Raw genomic sequence first — 16,621 nt, 5'->3', positions numbered from 1 at the left:
GCCACCGACACCCGGCGCGCCCGGACGTCCTGGCCTGGGGTGATGGAGATCTCCCCCATTCGGGCGGATGTTCGTAATGGGAGTGGAAAGAGACGGTCGGTCGGGTTTTTCGCACGCTCGGAGGGGGTCGTACCGCAGGTGTCCGCGCTGTGGGCCTGGATCACGTTCGCCGTCGTCGTCGGGGTGTCCGTCGTGATCGTGGAGGGGGGCCGGCGGCTGCTGGCCGGACGGCTGTCGCGGCACTGGCCGGAGGTCGGCCGGGTGGCGCGGCGCTGCACCGCGCCGGCCTTCGCGTTCGCCGTGGTGGTCAGCGCGAGCACCGCCATGCCGTACCCGCACATGAACGTGCACTCCGGCGGGCTCGTCCAGCACGTCATGCACATCGCGGCGATCGGCGTCACGACCTGGCTGGTGCTGCGCATCACCTACGCCCTCACCGACCCGCCGCTCGCCCGGCTGATGCGGATCGAGGGCGAGCGGAACCGGCGGGCCAGGCGCGCCCGCACCCAGATGATGCTGCTGCGCCGCATCGCCGCCCTGGTCGTCGTCATCCTGGCCGTCGGCGCCGCGCTGTTCACGTTCCCGGCCGTGCGGGCGGTCGGCGCGGGCGTGCTGGCGTCCGCGGGGGTCGCCGGGCTGGTCGTCGGGATCGCGGCCCGGCCGACGCTGGGCAACCTGCTCGCCGGCCTGCAGATCGCCTTCAGCGACGCGCTCCGGCTCGACGACGTGGTGGTCGTGCAGGGCCAGTGGGGGCGCGTCGAGGAGCTGACGCTGTCGTACGTCGTGGTCCGGCTCTGGGACGACCGGCGGCTCATCCTGCCCGTCTCCTATTTCACCGAGGAGCCGTTCGAGAACTGGACCCGGCACACCAGCCGGGTCATCGGCTCGGTGGAGCTGCACGTGGACTGGACCGTCCCGATCGAGGAGCTGCGCACCGAGCTGTACGCGATGCTGCAGGAGAACCCGCTGTGGGACCGCCGCGAATGGGTGCTGCAGGCCGTGGACGTCCAGCCGAACGGCCTGGTCACGATGCGGGCGCTGATGAGCGCGGCGGACTCGGCGAGCGCCTGGGACCTGCGCTGCGACGTCCGCGAGCACCTCATCGCCTACATCCGCGAGCACCATCCGGAGGCGCTCCCCCGTTTCCGCACCGACGACGACCTCGACGGCGCCCGGAGGGCGGGCACCGGCGGGCCGGGCCGAGGGCCGGACGGCGGGCCCGGCGACGGGCCGGACGGCGGGGCCGCCGACGTCACCGCGACCGATCCCCGCGCGCGGGACCGCGAGATGCGGGGCGGCGAGGTCGACGACGACGTCCGGGCCTCCGCCGAGGACGGCGGCGGCCCGGCGCGGACGAGGTCCGGAGCGGTGTCGCTCAGGCGAGGCTGATCTTCCCGCCCTGCACGGTGATCTTCTTCTCCTCGAGCGGTCTGTCCGCCGGCGGGCGCGCCACCGACCCGTCGGAGATCTTGAACTTGCTGCCGTGGCACGGGCAGTTGATCGTGCCGCCGGAGACCGACCCGACGGTGCAGCCGCGATGGGTGCAGGTCGCCGAGAACGCCTTGAACTCCCCCTGCGCCGGCTGGGTCACCACGACCTTCTCCGACTCGAAGACCTTGCCGCCGCCGACCGGGATATCGCCGGTCGAGGCGAGCGCCCCACCACCACCGCCACCACCGCCACCGCCGCCGTCCGCACTGTCCCCGCCGCCGGACGACCCGCCGCACGCGGCCGCCAGCCCGGCGACGCCCGCGAGGCCCGCCCCGATGAGCAGGCCGCGGCGGGACCCGCCCGCGGGCGCCGGGCCCTCGGCGGCCCCGGGTTCGGCGGCCCCGGGTTCGGCCGCACCGGCGGGCGGCTCTCCGGCCGCGGGCCCGGCCTGCTGATCGGTCGCGTCCGCCCGCGTCTCGGACTGCTGTGGCATCGTCTCGCCCTCCGCTGAACTCGGTTCCCGTCTCCCTGCGTCACCAGGGAGTACGGAGCGGGAGCGGCGTCGGTTCACCTCCGAACCCATGACGATGATCTCCGGGGCGCCCGGCCGGTGCCGGTCAGCTGATGACGATGCCGCCGTTCTTCACCTGGACCTGGTACTCCTTCAGCGGGCGCGACGCCGGGCCGTGCGCGACGGAGCCGTCGCCGATCGCGAATTCGCTGCCGTGGCAGGGGCACTTGATCACACCGTTGGCCACCCTGTTCACGAGGCAGCCCTGGTGGGTGCAGATCGCGGAGAACGCCTTGAACGCGCCCTGCTGCGGCTGCGTCACGACCACCTTGGCGTCGGCGATCGTCTTGCCGCCGCCCACCGGGATGTCGGCCGCCTTCGCGACCTCCTTGCCGCTGAGGTCCTTCGGCTCCTTGTTCTGGTTCGTCGCGCATCCCGCCGCGAGGAGCGCGGCGCCCGCCGCGCCCGCGCCGCACAGCACCGTCCGGCGGGCGAGGCCCCCTGTCCCGGCGGACCCCGCGTCGTCGCGCGGGGCTCCGGGCGTCACTTCGTTGGTCATGCCCCCATGATCCTGGACGGCCCGCCGCGCCCCGCACCGACCCACCGGAGCGGCCGCGGGCCGGATCCCGGGTCAGCCGAGGATCTTGGCGAGGAACTGGCCGGTGTGGCTGCCCTCGACCTTCGCCACGTCCTCCGGGGTGCCGGTGGCGACGACGGTGCCGCCGCGCGACCCGCCCTCCGGGCCCATGTCGACGATCCAGTCCGCGGTCTTGATCACGTCGAGGTTGTGCTCGATCACGATCACCGTGTTGCCCTTGTCGACCAGGCCGTTCAGCACGCCGAGGAGCTTGCGGATGTCCTCGAAGTGCAGGCCGGTGGTCGGCTCGTCCAGCACGTAGATCGTCCGGCCGGTGGAGCGCTTCTGCAGCTCGGCGGCCAGCTTGACGCGCTGCGCCTCGCCGCCCGACAGCGTCGGCGCCGGCTGCCCCAGCCGGACGTACCCGAGGCCCACGTCGTTCAGCGTCTTCAGGTGCCGGTGGATCGCCTTGATCGGCTCGAAGAACTCGGTGGCCTGCTCGATCGGCATGTCGAGCACCTCGGAGATCGTCTTGCCCTTGTAGTGGACCTCGAGGGTCTCCCGGTTGTACCGGGCGCCGTGGCACACCTCGCACGGGACGTAGACGTCCGGCAGGAAGTTCATCTCGATCTTGATGGTGCCGTCGCCGGAGCAGTTCTCGCAGCGGCCGCCCTTGACGTTGAAGGAGAACCGGCCCGGCTGGTAGCCGCGCACCTTCGCCTCGGTCGTCTGCGCGAACAGCTTGCGGATGTGGTCGAACACGCCGGTGTAGGTCGCCGGGTTGGAGCGCGGCGTCCGCCCGATCGGCGACTGGTCGACGTGCACGACCTTGTCGAGCTGGTCGACGCCGTTCACCCGCCGGTGCTTGCCGGGGACGGTCTTCGCGCCGTTCAGCTGCTTGGCCAGCGAGTTGTACAGGATGTCGTTGACCAGCGTCGACTTGCCGGACCCGGACACGCCCGTCACCGCGGTCAGCACGCCCAGCGGGAACGCCACGTCCACGTTCCGCAGGTTGTTCTGCTGCGCGCCCTTCACCGTGACCTCGCGGCCCCGGGTGCGCGGACGGCGGATCTCCGGCACCTCGATCGACCGGCGGCCCGACAGGTACGCCCCCGTCAGCGAGCGCTCGGACGTCAGCAGCTCGTCCACCGTGCCGGACACCACGATCTCGCCGCCGTGCTCGCCGGCGCGCGGGCCGATGTCGACCACCCAGTCGGCGGCGGCGATGGTGTCCTCGTCGTGCTCGACGACGATCAGCGTGTTGCCCATGTCGCGGAGCCGGATCAGCGTCTCCAGCAGCCGGTGGTTGTCGCGCTGGTGCAGGCCGATCGACGGCTCGTCCAGCACGTACAGCACGCCGACCAGGCCGGACCCGATCTGCGTGGCCAGCCGGATGCGCTGGGCCTCGCCGCCCGCCAGCGTCGCGGACGCGCGGTCGAGCGTCAGGTAGTCGAGGCCGACGTCGAGCAGGAACCCGAGCCGGGCGTTGATCTCCTTCAGCACCCGCTCGGCGATGTGCTTCTCGCGCTCGTTCAGCTCCATCGCCAGCAGGAACTTCGCGGCCTCGCCGATCGGCATGGCCGCGACCTCGGCGATCGACATCCCGCCCATGGTGACCGCCAGGACGACCGGCTTCAGCCGGGCGCCCTCGCAGGTCGGGCACGGGATCTCCCGCATGTAGCCCTCGAACCGCTCGCGGCTGGAGTCGCTCTCGGACTCGGCGTGCCGCCGCTGGATGTAGGGGATCACGCCCTCGTAGGCCGTGTAGTACGACCGCGTGCGGCCGTACCGGTTCTTGTACCGGACGTGGACCTGGGTCTCGTGCCCGTTGAGGATCGCCTTGCGGGCCTTGGCGGGCAGCTTCTCCCACGGGGTGTTCAGGTCGAAGCCCATGGCGTCGCCGAGCGCGGACAGCAGGCGCAGGAAGTAGTCGCTGACGTGCCCGCCCGACCACGGCTGGATCGCGCCCTCGCCGAGGGTCAGCTCCCCGTCCGGGATGAGCAGCTCGGGGTCGACCTCCATGCGGGTGCCGAGACCGGTGCAGTCGGGGCAGGCGCCGTACGGCGAGTTGAACGAGAACGACCGCGGCTCCAGCTCCTCGAACGACAGGTCGTCGTACGGGCAGTACAGGTGCTCGGAGTACATCCGGGTGCGGTTCTCGTCGTCCTCGGGCAGGTCGACGAAGTCGAGGACGATCGTCCCGCCCGCGAGGCCGAGCGCGGTCTCCACCGAGTCGGCGAGCCGCTGCCGCGCGGAGTCCTTCACCGACAGGCGGTCGACCACGACGGAGATGTCGTGCTTCTCCTGCTTCTTCAGCTTCGGCGGCTCGTCCAGCCGGATCATCGCGCCGTCCACCAGGGCGCGCGAGTAGCCCTTGGACTGCAGCTCGCGGAACAACTCGAGGTACTCCCCCTTGCGGCCGCGGATGACCGGCGCGAGCACCTGGAACCGGGTGCCCTGCTCCAGTTCCAGCACCCGGTCGACGATCTGCTGCGGCGCCTGCCGGCTGATCGGCCGGCCGCACTCGGGGCAGTGCGGGTGCCCGATCCGGGCGTACAGCAGCCGCAGGTAGTCGTAGACCTCGGTGATCGTCCCGACCGTCGACCGGGGGTTCTTGCTGGTCGACTTCTGGTCGATCGAGACCGCCGGGGACAGGCCCTCGATGAAGTCGACGTCGGGCTTGTCCATCTGCCCGAGGAACTGCCGGGCGTACGCCGACAGCGACTCGACGTACCGGCGCTGCCCCTCGGCGAAGATCGTGTCGAACGCCAGGCTGGACTTCCCGGACCCCGACAGACCGGTGAACACGATCATGGCGTCCCGCGGCAGGTCGAGCGAGACGTCCTTCAGGTTGTGCTCGCGTGCTCCACGCACGATGAGTCGGTCATGCACGGCGTACTTCCGGTTCCTCTTCTGGGCGCGGTGATGGGGAGAGACAGGTCGCTCTCCAGGCTAGCCAGGGGGTCCGACAGAATCCCCCGAGTCATTAACAGCGGCGGTCGCCGCCGCATTTCATGCCGCGCCCCACCCGTCTCCGGACGGTCCCGGCGGCACCCTCGCACCGTACACGTGTTCGAACACCACCCGCCACCGCAACCCGCCTACCGGGGCCGGAGGGCGTCCTGGACGAGGGCGACGGTGCGGCGCCGCAGGTCGTCGGGCCAGCCTCCGGCGACGGCGCCGTGGCCGACGGCGGTGACGAGGGCCATGACCTCGTCGAGGCGCGCGTCGGCCCGGACCGTCCCGGCGCGCTGGGCCGCCTCGAGGAGGGCGCCGAAGGCGTTGGCCAGGGCCATGATCTGGTCGCCGGGCTCGATCTCGGTGCCCTCCTCGGCGAGCAGCCCGACGACCGGCCCGATGTTCGCGGACGACTCGACGAGGAACGCGAAGTAGTCGTAGAAGGCGGTGGCGGGGTCGCCGCCGGTGACGAGCGCGTCGGCGCGCTCGATGAGGCGCCGCCGGAGCTCCTTCATGATCGCGGCGAGCAGGTCGCGCTTGGTCGGGAAGTGCCGGAAGACGGTGCCGATCGCGACGCCGGCCCGGGCGGCGACCTCCTCGGTGGAGGCGGCGGCGCCGTGCTCGGTGAACACCTCCTCGGCGGCGGCGAGGATGCGGGCGCGGTTGCGCCGGGCGTCGGCGCGCAGGGGCTTGTCCGGTGTCATCCGTCCGTCCGTTGACAAGATGAGTCTCGACTCATATTTTGCAAGGTGAGTTCAGACTCATGTTAGTCCGCTCCGAAGGGATGACGCATGTCCGAGCAGACGCCGACGTCCGAGCAGGTGCCGCCGTCCGAGCGCCCGATGTCCGGGCCGACGCCGCGGGAGCTGTTCGCCCGCTTCCAGGAGAAGCTCCTCGCCGGCGAGGGCGGGCTCGACGAGGAGATGCTCGCCGAGGACGTCGAGATCGAGATGCCGTTCGCGCCGGCGGGCCACGCCAGGCGGATCGAGGGCCGCGCGGCGGTCACGGCGATGGTCCGGCAGGGGCGCGAGGCGCTGCCCATCGCGTTCGAGGAGTTCCGGGACGTCGTGATCCACGAGACCGCCGACCCCGAGGTGATCGTCGCCGAGTACGCGGTGGTGGCGTCGGTGCCCGGGAGCGGCCGGCGGGCGTCGGCCGCCTTCGCCGTGGTGCTGAGGGCGCGGGACGGCCGCATCGTGCACTGGCGCGAGTACCAGGACCGGGCGGCGATCGCCGAGGCGCTCGCCGGGTGACCCGCCGCGGGGGCTACTCGTCGTCCAGCGCGAACGACAGGTAGCGGTCGGCCGAGCGGCGGACGGCGTTCTTGCCGTCGGTGTAGACGATCTTCCGCCACCAGGCGCCGTACACGCGGTCGAACTCGTAGGGCTCCAGCAGCCGCAGGGCGCGGCGGACGGTGCGGGGCCGCTCCGGGATGTGGTTCGGGTAGCTGTACATGAAGCTGACCCAGTCGCGGTCGTTGACGACCGTGAGGATGTCGCCGGAGAACAGGGCGCGGGCGTCCCGCCAGTGCAGGACCTGGCCGCCGTCGAAGTGGACGCCGGCGTTGATCAGCGTGAGGCCGTCGGCCAGCTCGTGGGCGTCGCCCTCCCAGAAGACGACCGCGTCGTCGGGGCGGGCGACCCAGCGGCGGTCGGCCTCGTGGATGTAGACGGGCGCGTCGAACGCGTGCGCCCATTCGATCATCGAGCCGTAGAAGTGCGGGTGGCTGATCGCGATCGCGCTGACGCCGCCCAGGTCATCGACCTGCCGGACCAGGTCGTCGTCGAGATGGGTGACCATGTCCCACAGGACGTTGCCGGACGGGGCGCGCACCAGCAGGGCGCGCTGGCCGATGGCGGTGGACGGCTCGGTGCCGATGCCGACGACGTCCGGCCCCTCCTCCTCGATCCGGCCGCGGTGCCCGGCGGCGCGCAGCTCCTCCAGGCTCGTCCAGCGCTGGCCGTCCCAGCCGACGTACTGGCGCTCGTCCTCGCAGATCGGGCAGTCGGCGCGGGGCCCGCCGTACTGGACGCCGCAGGTGACGCAGATGGGGTACTCCATGATCCACATTGTGGTCCCGGACCGCCGCCGGGGCGAGGAGGGACGCGGCGGACGCCCGCCGCGGGCCGTCTGGTGCGGGCGCGGCGGCTGCGCCAGGATGGTGCCTTCGACGGAGAACGGGGGGCGCGGTGGAGACCTGGCGGCTGGCGATCGACGAGGTGGACGCGGGCGCGGAGCGGGCGGCGGAGCGCATCGCCGGGCTCACCGAGCACGAGCTGCGGGGGCCGTCGGCGCTCCCGGGCTGGACCCGCGGGCACGTCGCGAGCCACCTCGCCCGCAACGCGGACTCGCTGTGGAACCTGCTGGAGTGGGCGCGGACGGGCACGAGGATCCCGCAGTACGCGAGCATGGAGGGCCGCGTCGCCGACATCGAGGCGGGCGCGGGCCGCGGCGCGGCCGAGCTGGCCGCGGACGTGCGGGCGACGGCGGCGCGGTTCGCCGAGCAGGCGCGCACCCTGCCGGACGACGCGTGGAACGCTCCCGTCGCCGCGATGGCGGGATGGCCGCACCCGGCCTGGTACACGGTGCTGCGCCGCTGGCACGAGGTGGAGGCGCACCACGTCGACCTCGCCGCCGGCTACGGGCCCGCCGACTGGCCCGAGCCGTACGTGCGGTGGGCGCTGACCCGCACGCTCGCCGACCTGGCCGCGCTGCCGGCCGGGCAGCACGGCGGGCTCGCCGGGTACCGGATCACCGCGACCGACTCCGGGGAGTCCGCCGACCTCGGGTGGACGGCGGGCGGGCCGGAGGCCTCCGGGTCCGGGCGGGCGCTGCTGGGCTGGCTGAGCGGCCGCTCGGGCGGTGCGGGCGTGACGCTGCGCCCCGACGGCCCGGTGCCCGTCCCGCCGCCGTGGCCGCACCGGCCGTCCGGGTTCTGACCGGGCGGGCTAGCCCGGGTCGTCACCGCCGGCCAGGCGGTGCAGCGCGGCCACCGAGCGGACGGTGATCGTGCCGCGGGCGACGGTGAGGCCGCCGCGCAGCGGGTCGGACGCGAGGAGCTGCGCGACCTTGCGGCGGCCCATCCCCGCCCAGCGGCCGAGGTCCTGCTGCGTGACGGGCACCTCGATCCGGACGGCGCCGTCCGGCGCGGCGGCGCCGCCGGCGCGCTCCTCCTTCAGCGGAGTCCCGAACCGGGCGGCCAGCCGCAGCAGCCGGCCCGCGAGGCGCCGCTCGGCGTCGTCGGGGAAGTGGGCGATGCGCAGCTCGTTGGCGTCGCGGAGCCGTTCGGCGAGGACGGCCGCGACGGCCCAGGCCGACCCGGGGTGGGCGTCCAGGACGCCGCGGAACCGGTCCGCGGGCAGCACCAGCGCCTCGACGCGGGTGAGCGCCTCGACGTTCGCGTGCCGGACGCCGCCGTCCGCCGCCTCCAGCTCGCCGACGAGGTCGCCGGGCCCGAGGACGTCGAGGATCTCGATCTCGCCGTCGCGGTCCACCCATACCTTGACCGCGCCGGCCCGCAGGACGAAGACCTGCGACGCGCGGGTGTGCTCGCGCGTCAGGAAGGCCCCGGGCCGGATCACGGCGGGGGCGCCGGTGCGGCGCAGCGCCTCCCGCGCCGCCCCCGGCAGCGCGTCCCAGAACGGTGCGGGTGCCATCTCGCCCTCCTCGCGCGACCCGGCAGGGCTCCCCGCGCCGCGAGGTCCCGCCTCACGGGGGCGCCCGGATCCAGTGAACGCGGCGGTACGCCGATGGACCGCGTAGTTCGTCACATGTCAAGCGACCTGTCCGAGGCGAGCCACTTGTCCAGCGCGGCGATGCGCCGGGCGCAGTCGGCCGCGCCGGCCTCGTCGCCGAGCGCCTTCCGCGACTGCGCCTGCAGCTCGAGCGCGGCCCGCCGGCCACCATGATCGTCCATGTCGCGGCGGATCGCCATCTCGGCCTCGAAGTGCTCGCAGGCGGGCGCGTGCTCGCCGAGCAGCTGGCACGCGCGGGCCATGGCGTGCAGCGCGTACGCCTGCTCCCGCGCGTCGCCGACCTCGGTGGCCGCCCGCAGCGCCCGCGCCCCGGTCGAGCGGGCCTCGGCGGCGCGGCCGAGGTCCAGGTGGATGGCGGCGAGGTGGACCAGCGCGGTCGCCTCGCTGTGCCGGTCGCCGACCTCGCCGAGGACGCGCAGCGCCTCCAGCTCCATCTCCAGCGCCTCCTCGGGGCGTCCGCTGCGGCGCAGCACGGCGGCGAAGGTGTCCATGCCGACGCCCATGCCGTACCAGTCGCCGCCGGCCCGCCGGATCCGCAGCGCCTGCCCGGCGGCGCGCTCGGCGTCCTCGGGCAGGCCCAGCCGCAGGTAGGTGCGGGCGAGGCTGCCGAGGGTCCCGGCCAGGCCGCTCTGCGCGCCGAGCCCGTGCCACAGGTCGAGCGCCTCCAGGCCGAGGACGAACGCCTCCTGGGGGCGGCCGAGCCGGCGCATGACCACCGACAGGTGCTCCAGGTCGTGCGCCTCGCCGTGCTGGTCGCCGATCTCGCGGCGGATCTCCAGGGCGCGCAGCAGGTGCTCGCGGGCCTCGCGGTAGCGGCCGAGCCGCCAGTGGACGATGCCGATCTGCGCGACGGTCTCGGCCTCGCCGTGCCGGTCGCCGGTGTCGCGGTGCAGGCGCAGCGCCTGCCCGCAGTAGGTGAACGCCTCCGGGTACCGGGCGGCGTCGCACGTCAGCATGCCCAGGGTGGTCAGCGCGCGCGCCTCCCCGTGGCGGGCTCCCAGCGCCTGGTAGGTCCGCAGCGCCTGCTCGGCGTCCCGCAGCGCCATCTCGCGCAGCCCCAGCGAGGCGTTCATCCGCGCCAGCTCGGTGAGCGCCTGCGCGGCGCCGTGGCCGTCCGCCATGTCCTGGCGGATGTAGAGCGCCTCCAGCGCGTGCGAGACCGCCTCGTGGACGTTCCCGAGCCGGCGGTGGACCTGCGCGAGGGTCAGCAGCGTCTCCGCGACCCCGGGCTGGTCGCCGATCCGGCGGCGCACCTTCAGCGCCTCCCCCGCGTGCTCCAGCGCCGCCTCGTAGTCGCCGAGCCCGAGACGCGCGCGCGCCAGCGTGTCGTGGTCCTTCGCGAGGCCGCCGCGGTCGTCCATCTCCCGGTGGACGTCCAGCGACCGGCGCGCGTGCTCGATCGCCGTGAGGTACCGGCCGAGCGCCACGTGCACGTCGGCGAGCGCGGCGAGCGCGGCCGCCTCGCCGTAGCGGTCGGGCGGCTCGACGGTCCGGAACGCGCGCCGCGCGTCCTCCCCGTACCCGATCGCCTGGACGGAGCCGCCCGCCTCGAAGTGCGCCACCGCGAGGTTGTGCAGCATGACGGCGGCGGCCGCCCAGTCCTCCTCGGTGCGGGCCGCGTGCAGGCCCGCCTGGTGGACGGCGATGTTGTCCTCGCTGTAGCGGCGGAACTCCTGGAAGTCGAACAGCGCGTCCGCCAGCTCCCAGCAGGTGCGGTGCAGGCCGAGGCGGGCCGCCTGGTGCACGGCGGCGACCAGGTTGCGCCGCTCGGCCTCGAACCACGCCAGCGCCACCGCCCGCTCCGCCCCCGCCGCCGTCGCCGCGCCCGGTCCGGGCGACCCGGACGGGCGCCCCCGCGCCCCGTCCGGCCGCCGGTCCCGCCGGACGGCGGGACGGCGCCGTCCGGCCAGCGCGTCGCCCGCCGCGCGCGCTTCGGCGAGGTACCCGGCGAGCAGCCGGCGCTGCGCGGCGAGCCGGTCGCTGTCGGCGTCCTCGGCCAGCCCCCGGTCCCGGGCGAAGTCGCGCAGCAGGTCGTGCATCCGGTACCGCCCGGGCGCGACGTCGTGCACGAGGTACGCCTGCCGCAGGGCCTCCAGGCATTCGCGCGCCTCGTCCGCGGTCCGGTCCCGCAACGCGGCGAGGGCGGCCGGGGTGAAGTCGGGGCCCGCGACGAGGCCCAGCACCCGGAACGCCTCCCGGTGGTCGCGGCGCAGGCTGCGGTACGCGACGTCGAACGTCGGGTCGAGCACGCCCCGCAGCCCGGGGCCGGCGGGGCCGTGCCCCGGCCCCTCGTGCAGCTCGATCCCGGTCAGCCCGACGCCCCCGGCCTCCGGGCCGCCGGGCCCCGCCGCGGCCCGTCCCGGCCCGTCCGGCGGCGGTTCGTCCGGGGCACCGGGCAGGGGCGGCCCGTAGGACGAGGCGGCCTGCGCGTCGCTCTCGGCCAGTTCCCGAACGGTCCCGGCGATGGACTCGCCGGGGTTCTCCGCCAGCCGGCCGGCCATGACCGACAGCGCCAGCGGCAGGTGCCCGCACTCGCGGGCGAGCCGGGCCACCGCCCTGCGCTCCTCGCGGACGCGGGCGTCGGCCGGGCCGAGCACGTTGGAGATGAGGTCCACGGCCTCCTGCGTGACCATCTCCCGGAGCTCCAGGGTGCGGACGTCGGCGCCCTCCAGCAGCGCGGGCAGCCGCCGCCGGCTCGTCACCACGGCCAGCCCGGACGCCATCGCCCCGACCAGCGGCCTGATCTGCTCCGGCCGCGCCGCGTCGTCGAGGATCAGCAGCATCCGCCGGTCGGCGAGCAGCGACCGGCACTGCGCAGCCAGCTCCGCCTCGGTGCTGCGCACGTGGTCGCCGGGCACGCCGGCGGCGCGCAGCACCTGCCCCATCGCCTCGGCGGGCGTGACGGGGCTGCGGGTCGTCCCGCGCAGGTCCGCGAACACCACCCCGTCGGAGAACCGGTCCACGACACGGTGCGCCCAGTGCAGCGCGAGCGTCGTCTTGCCGACCCCCGCCATCCCCTGGACGACCACGGCGCGCGGCCACTCGGCCTGCGCGACGAGCAGGTCCAGCTTGCCGAGGCTGACCGCCCGGCCGGCGAAGAACGGGTTGTCGGCGGGCAGGCGCACCGGCGGCTTCCCGCGGGACGCGTCCAGCCCGGCCGGCGTCCGGGCGGCCAGCCCGGCGGGCTCGTCCGGCTCCGGGCGGACCGGCGGGGCGACCGCCGGGGCGTCCGGCTCCGCCTCGGCCGCCGGCCACTCGTCGCCCCACGGGCTGGCGGCGCGGCGCAGCTTCTCGGGGTCGAGGACGGTCAGCGGCCGCGGCCGGCGGTCGATGATGCCCTTCTGCCGCCACAGCCGGAACCAGCGCACCAGCGTCTCGCGGGAGATCCCGGCCCAGTTCGCCAGCTCCGCCTGGCTGAGCCGCAGCGGGATCTCCGTCCCGCGCGCGGTGCGCACGCCGAACCGGTGCGCCAGCTCCAGCAGGTGGTAGGCGAGGCGCTGCGGGTGCTCGGCGGCCCGCACCGCGTGGCGCCGCCCGCCGTACCCGACGCTCTCCGACACCGCGTGCATCATCGCCTCGGCGACCTGCGGGTTCGCGGCGAGCAGGCCGCGGAACCTGCGCCGGTCCACGCGCAGGGCCTCGACGTGGTCGAGCGCCGCGACGGTGCCGCGCTCGGGGTGCCCCCACGCGCCGAGCGCGCCGACCAGGTCGCCCGACCCGAACAGGTCGATGATCGACTCGTCGCCCTCGCTGGAGTCGACGAACTCCTTGGCGACGGCGTTGCTCGCCGCCCGCGGCGCCGCCTTGAACACCACCCACACCGACGCGGCGGTGACCCCCTGATGGCACAGCGTCCCGCCGGGCGGGATGCTGGTGCGCCGCCCCATCGCCCGCAGCGCCTGCCGGTCGTCCGGGCCGAGCCGCTCCCAGAAGCTGCCCGGCCGGACGTCGTGGTCGATCACCCCGGTCACCCGCCCGCCATCGCCGTCGCCAGCCACCAGAACAGGAACAGCACGGCGGTCGCCGCCGACCAGGCGACCGCCAGCCAGGACAGCTCGCCGCAGCGGTGCGCCGCCCCCAGCAGCCGGCGCAGCTCGGCGTCGCGGACCCGGGCGTCCAGCGCGGCCGCCGTGCCGAACGGCGTCCACGGCGCGGACGGGTCGACCGGCGCGCCGGTGCGGCCGCGGACCTCGCCGAGCACCGACACGAGGGTGCGCCGCGACCGCACCGTGTACCCGGCCGAGACCGCGAACGCGCCGGCCAGCACCGGCAGCAGGGCGAGCGCGACGGCGCCGGGGAGCCCGGCGGCCAGCCGGCTCACGGTGCCGACCAGCACGAGGGCGAGGAACACGGCGGCGATCGCGGCGTCGCGGCCGCAGAGCCGGACCAGCGCGCAGGCGTGGCCGAGCAGTTCCTCCGGGCGTTCCCGGTCCGGGCCGGGACGGGATGCGGTGATCAACGCGGCACCGTCCTCACGGGTCGATCCTGATCTTCCAATGACCATGGTGGGACGGCAAGGCGGAAACGTCCGTCGCCGGGCGCACGGTTCGGATGAGTCCCGTGACTCATCCGGGCCGGGCGCACCGGGCGGCGCCCGATGGGGGAAGATGGTCTGCGCGCACCACCACCGGGGCGCACCACCGACGGCGCGTACCGCCGATGGGAGGACTCGCCCATGACCTACACGGGGAACGTCGAGGCGGGCGGCCGCCCCGACGTCCGGGAGCTACCGGGCCTGACGGTCACCAAGGTGGCGGTCGGGCCGTACGACAACAACGCCTACATCCTGCGCTGCACCGCGACCGGCGAGCAGCTGCTGATCGACGCGGCCAACGAGGCGCCGCGGCTGCTGGAGCTGATCGGCGACGGGCCCCTCGCGCGGATCGTCACCACCCACCGCCACGAGGACCACTGGACGGCGCTGAGCGAGGTCGTGCGGGCCACGGGCGCGCCGGTCGTCGCGCACCCGCACGACGCGGAGGCGCTGCCCGAGCCGGTCTCCGAACCCGTCGAGAACGGCGCCACCGTCCGCGTCGGGCGGGCGGCGCTGGAGGTCATCCACCTGCGCGGCCACACGCCGGGCTCGATCGCGCTGCTGTACGACGCGGGCGGCGAGCTGGCCGACCGCCCGCACCTGTTCACCGGCGACAGCCTGTTCCCGGGCGGCGTCGGCAACACCTGGGGCGACCCGACGCTGTTCAAGCAGCTGTTCGCGGACGTCGAGGAGCGGGTCTTCGACCGGCTCCCGGACGCCACCTGGTTCTACCCGGGCCACGGCAAGGACTCCACGCTCGGCCGGGAGCGCCCGTCGCTGCCGGAGTGGCGCTCGCGCGGCTGGTGACCCGGCCCTCCTGAAGGCCCGCCGCGACGTCCGCGGCGGGTCCCGGTGCGCCGGCCGCCGGAACCAGCGGTGCGGAGTGTTCGTTCTGACGACCACATCCGCACCGATCCGGGGGCCGACACCAGGAGCGCATCATCGACGACACGGAACCGGGCTCCGCCCTGCGCTACCCGCGGGGCTCGCTGGTGCTGCTCGCCGGGCTCCCAGGGGCGGGCAAGAGCACCCTGCTGAACCGGCTGTACGGGCTGAGCGGCGAGGAGACCGCGCCGGTGCCCGCAGGCGACGTCCGGATCATCGACTCGCGGCAGTCCCGCAACTGGTGGGCGCGCTTCCTGCGCCCGCTGCCGGTGCGGCTGCGCACACCGCTCGTCCACGTCACCCACGTCTGGCGGATCGGGCGGGCGGTGCTGGCCGGCCACGGGGTCGTCGCCCACACGCGCGGCACCTGGCCGCACATCCTGTACTGCTTCGCCTGGCTGGCGCGCCGCCGGGGCGGCCGGCTCCACCTGATCCTCATCGACGTCGACCCGGCCACGGCGCGGGCCGGGCAGTTCGCGCGCGGGCGCGCCGTCACCGGCGTCACGTTCGCGCGGCACTGCCGGCGCTGGGTGCCGCTCATCGAGCGCGCCCGCGGCGGCGCCCTCCCGCCCGCGGCCGGGGTGACGGTGCTGGACCGGGAGGCCGCCGACCGGCTCCGGACGATCCGGTTCGGCTGAGCGCGCCGCTCAGCGGAGCCCGCCGAACCAGCGGACGGCGAGTGCCGTGCCCGCGATGTTCGACCCGAGGTGCCGGGAGCCGCCGTAGACCTTGTCGCCGACGTCGACGACCGGCACGTCGACGCCCCGGGCGCGGAACGCGGCGGCGCAGTGGTCGGTGTTCGCGGTCACCGCCTGGTCGTCGTTGGTGATCTTGTAGAGCCGGACCGGGACGCGCGGGGTCCACGCCGTGCAGACCTCGCCGTCCACCCGCAGGGCCTCGGCGAGCGTCCCGGACGGGTGGCGCAGCACCTCGAAGCCGCGCGGGGTGAGCAGCTCGCCGAGGGTGCCGGGCAGTCCCTTCAGCATCACCTGGCCGGGCGTGGTGCCGTCGAAGTACTTCTCGACATGGCTCGCGTACGGCTCCTTGAAGATGTCGGACGGCTGCTCGTAGATGCCCCCGTGGATGCGGTTCCACGAGGTGAGCAGGTAGGAGAGGTACGCGACGGACGTCTTCGGGTCGACCGTCCCGTCCAGGAGGGCTGGCAGCTCGGCGCCGCCGAAGTCGTACCCGCCGCTGATGGGGGCGACGGCGCGGAGCCGGAAGTGCGGATCGGCGCCGTCCTGCAGCGCCCTGGCGAGACCGAGCGCGGACGAGGCGCCCTGCGAGAACCCGGTGACGAGGACCCGGCCGTCCAGCGCCCGGTGCTCGCGCAGGGTGAACTGCCGGGCGGCGCGGAGCATGTCCAGCGACGCCGACGTCTCGGTCGGCACGTCCTTCCACGGGTGGACGCCCGGTCCCTCGCCGAGGCCGAGGAAGTCGGGCGCGGCGGCGGCGAACCCGGCGGCGCCGTAGGTGACGGCGGGCCCCGGGCCCCACACGTCCTGCGCCATCGACGGCGCGTCCGCGATGTAGCTGGTGGTGCCGTGCGTGTAGGAGACCGTGCGCAGCTTCCGCTCGCCGTTGCGCGGGAGCACGAACAGGCCGCTGGCGACCGTCGCGCGGCCGCGCGCGTCGACCGTCCGGTAGATGAGGCGGTAGGAGTCCACGCCGTAGCGGACGGACGAGGCGTCGAAGCCCTCGGTCGCCAGCCACGCGCGCACCTCGTCGGCGGACCTGGTGCCGAGGTAGCGCGCGGAGATCAGCTGCCCGCGCGCGGCGGCCTGCTGGTGCGTCACGGCCGGGCGGTCCTTCGCCCCCTCCCCGGCCAGGGCGGGCACGGCGCCGGCGGCGATGATCGCGGCCCCGGCGGCGCCCGCGGCGGCGATCTTCAAACGGCGGGTCATGGCGGTCCTCTTTCAGCTGGGGGAACGAACGGCCACCAGCCTCCGGCCCGCGCGCCCGGACGGGCA

Annotated in this window: 14 protein-coding genes; 5 read left to right on the top strand and 9 right to left on the bottom strand. The window is 74.8% G+C overall.

The features are described from left to right. Window positions 1-138 precede the first annotated feature (138 nt). On the top strand, window positions 139-1,389 hold the full coding sequence (locus tag J4557_RS18245) for a mechanosensitive ion channel family protein (protein WP_307799953.1): 1,251 nt from the start codon (window positions 139-141) through the stop codon (window positions 1,387-1,389). Here the strand turns inward: J4557_RS18245 and J4557_RS18240 are convergent. From J4557_RS18240 to J4557_RS18225, 4 genes are all read right to left on the bottom strand, one after another. Next, window positions 1,376-1,924: a Rieske (2Fe-2S) protein gene (locus tag J4557_RS18240; protein WP_208267921.1), complete on the bottom strand. Its 549-nt coding sequence runs from the start codon at window positions 1,922-1,924 to the stop codon at window positions 1,376-1,378. The genes J4557_RS18245 and J4557_RS18240 overlap by 14 nt on opposite strands. A 124-nt stretch (window positions 1,925-2,048) precedes the next feature. Next, the gene (locus J4557_RS18235; protein ID WP_208267920.1) at window positions 2,049-2,501 is read right to left on the bottom strand and encodes a Rieske (2Fe-2S) protein; all 453 of its coding nucleotides are present in this window, start codon (window positions 2,499-2,501) and stop codon (window positions 2,049-2,051) included. 72 nt (window positions 2,502-2,573) lie between these two features. Beyond that, the gene (uvrA, locus tag J4557_RS18230) at window positions 2,574-5,411 is read right to left on the bottom strand and encodes an excinuclease ABC subunit UvrA (protein WP_208267919.1); all 2,838 of its coding nucleotides are present in this window, start codon (window positions 5,409-5,411) and stop codon (window positions 2,574-2,576) included. 209 nt (window positions 5,412-5,620) lie between these two features. Further along, entirely contained in the window at window positions 5,621-6,181 is a 561-nt protein-coding gene (locus tag J4557_RS18225; protein ID WP_208267918.1) for a TetR/AcrR family transcriptional regulator, read from the bottom strand. A gap of 87 nt (window positions 6,182-6,268) precedes the next feature. Here J4557_RS18225 and J4557_RS18220 point away from each other — a divergent pair, with 87 nt between their 5' ends. After that, on the top strand, window positions 6,269-6,730 hold the full coding sequence (locus tag J4557_RS18220) for a nuclear transport factor 2 family protein (RefSeq protein ID WP_243775972.1): 462 nt from the start codon (window positions 6,269-6,271) through the stop codon (window positions 6,728-6,730). Between the two features lie 13 nt (window positions 6,731-6,743). Here the strand turns inward: J4557_RS18220 and J4557_RS18215 are convergent, their stop codons facing one another. Beyond that, window positions 6,744-7,538 carry an MBL fold metallo-hydrolase gene (locus J4557_RS18215; RefSeq protein WP_243775971.1) on the bottom strand — a complete coding sequence of 265 codons (795 nt, stop codon included), beginning with the start codon at window positions 7,536-7,538 and terminating at the stop codon, window positions 6,744-6,746. A gap of 128 nt (window positions 7,539-7,666) precedes the next feature. Here J4557_RS18215 and J4557_RS18210 point away from each other — a divergent pair, with 128 nt between their 5' ends. Continuing rightward, on the top strand, window positions 7,667-8,416 hold the full coding sequence (locus J4557_RS18210) for a maleylpyruvate isomerase family mycothiol-dependent enzyme (protein ID WP_208267917.1): 750 nt from the start codon (window positions 7,667-7,669) through the stop codon (window positions 8,414-8,416). Between the two features lie 9 nt (window positions 8,417-8,425). On the opposite strand, the gene J4557_RS18205 is transcribed toward J4557_RS18210, so the two are convergent. From J4557_RS18205 to J4557_RS18195, 3 genes are all read right to left on the bottom strand, one after another. After that, the gene (locus J4557_RS18205; protein ID WP_208267916.1) at window positions 8,426-9,133 is read right to left on the bottom strand and encodes a Crp/Fnr family transcriptional regulator; all 708 of its coding nucleotides are present in this window, start codon (window positions 9,131-9,133) and stop codon (window positions 8,426-8,428) included. Window positions 9,134-9,243: 110 nt separating this feature from the next. Beyond that, on the bottom strand, window positions 9,244-13,203 hold the full coding sequence (locus tag J4557_RS18200) for a tetratricopeptide repeat protein (protein WP_208267915.1): 3,960 nt from the start codon (window positions 13,201-13,203) through the stop codon (window positions 9,244-9,246). Further along, window positions 13,200-13,691, bottom strand: coding sequence for a hypothetical protein (locus J4557_RS18195; protein WP_208267914.1), 492 nt, complete (start codon window positions 13,689-13,691; stop codon window positions 13,200-13,202). The genes J4557_RS18200 and J4557_RS18195 overlap by 4 nt, the downstream gene beginning before the upstream one ends. 216 nt (window positions 13,692-13,907) lie before the next feature. Here J4557_RS18195 and J4557_RS18190 point away from each other — a divergent pair, with 216 nt between their 5' ends. Together J4557_RS18190 and J4557_RS18185 are read left to right on the top strand one after the other, a co-directional pair. Further along, complete coding sequence (locus J4557_RS18190; protein ID WP_208267913.1) at window positions 13,908-14,573, top strand: MBL fold metallo-hydrolase; 666 nt, start codon at window positions 13,908-13,910, stop codon at window positions 14,571-14,573. Window positions 14,574-14,758: 185 nt separating this feature from the next. Continuing rightward, window positions 14,759-15,289 (top strand): ATP-binding protein, encoded by a 531-nt coding sequence (locus tag J4557_RS18185; RefSeq protein WP_307799952.1) that lies wholly within the window; start codon window positions 14,759-14,761, stop codon window positions 15,287-15,289. A 9-nt stretch (window positions 15,290-15,298) separates the two neighbouring features. Here J4557_RS18185 and J4557_RS18180 read toward each other — a convergent pair whose 3' ends face one another. Further along, a complete protein-coding gene (locus J4557_RS18180) occupies window positions 15,299-16,555 on the bottom strand; it encodes a hypothetical protein (protein ID WP_208267912.1) in 1,257 nt (418 codons plus the stop codon). Between the last annotated feature and the right edge of the window lie 66 nt (window positions 16,556-16,621).

It is taken from the genome of Actinomadura nitritigenes (assembly GCF_017573545.1).
In the GTDB taxonomy this organism is placed as follows: domain Bacteria; phylum Actinomycetota; class Actinomycetes; order Streptosporangiales; family Streptosporangiaceae; genus Spirillospora; species Spirillospora nitritigenes.
This window is presented reverse-complemented; position numbering and strand designations above follow the sequence as displayed.

Coding starts and splice junctions, on each gene's coding strand:
- J4557_RS18240 (WP_208267921.1), bottom strand. CDS start 1,924: ATGCCACAGCAGTCCGAGACGCGGGCGGACGCGACCGATCAGCAGGCC.
- J4557_RS18235 (WP_208267920.1), bottom strand. CDS start 2,501: ATGACCAACGAAGTGACGCCCGGAGCCCCGCGCGACGACGCGGGGTCC.
- J4557_RS18225 (WP_208267918.1), bottom strand. CDS start 6,181: ATGACACCGGACAAGCCCCTGCGCGCCGACGCCCGGCGCAACCGCGCC.
- J4557_RS18220 (WP_243775972.1), top strand. CDS start 6,269: ATGTCCGAGCAGACGCCGACGTCCGAGCAGGTGCCGCCGTCCGAGCGC.
- J4557_RS18215 (WP_243775971.1), bottom strand. CDS start 7,538: ATGGAGTACCCCATCTGCGTCACCTGCGGCGTCCAGTACGGCGGGCCC.
- J4557_RS18205 (WP_208267916.1), bottom strand. CDS start 9,133: ATGGCACCCGCACCGTTCTGGGACGCGCTGCCGGGGGCGGCGCGGGAG.
- J4557_RS18190 (WP_208267913.1), top strand. CDS start 13,908: ATGACCTACACGGGGAACGTCGAGGCGGGCGGCCGCCCCGACGTCCGG.
- J4557_RS18180 (WP_208267912.1), bottom strand. CDS start 16,555: ATGACCCGCCGTTTGAAGATCGCCGCCGCGGGCGCCGCCGGGGCCGCG.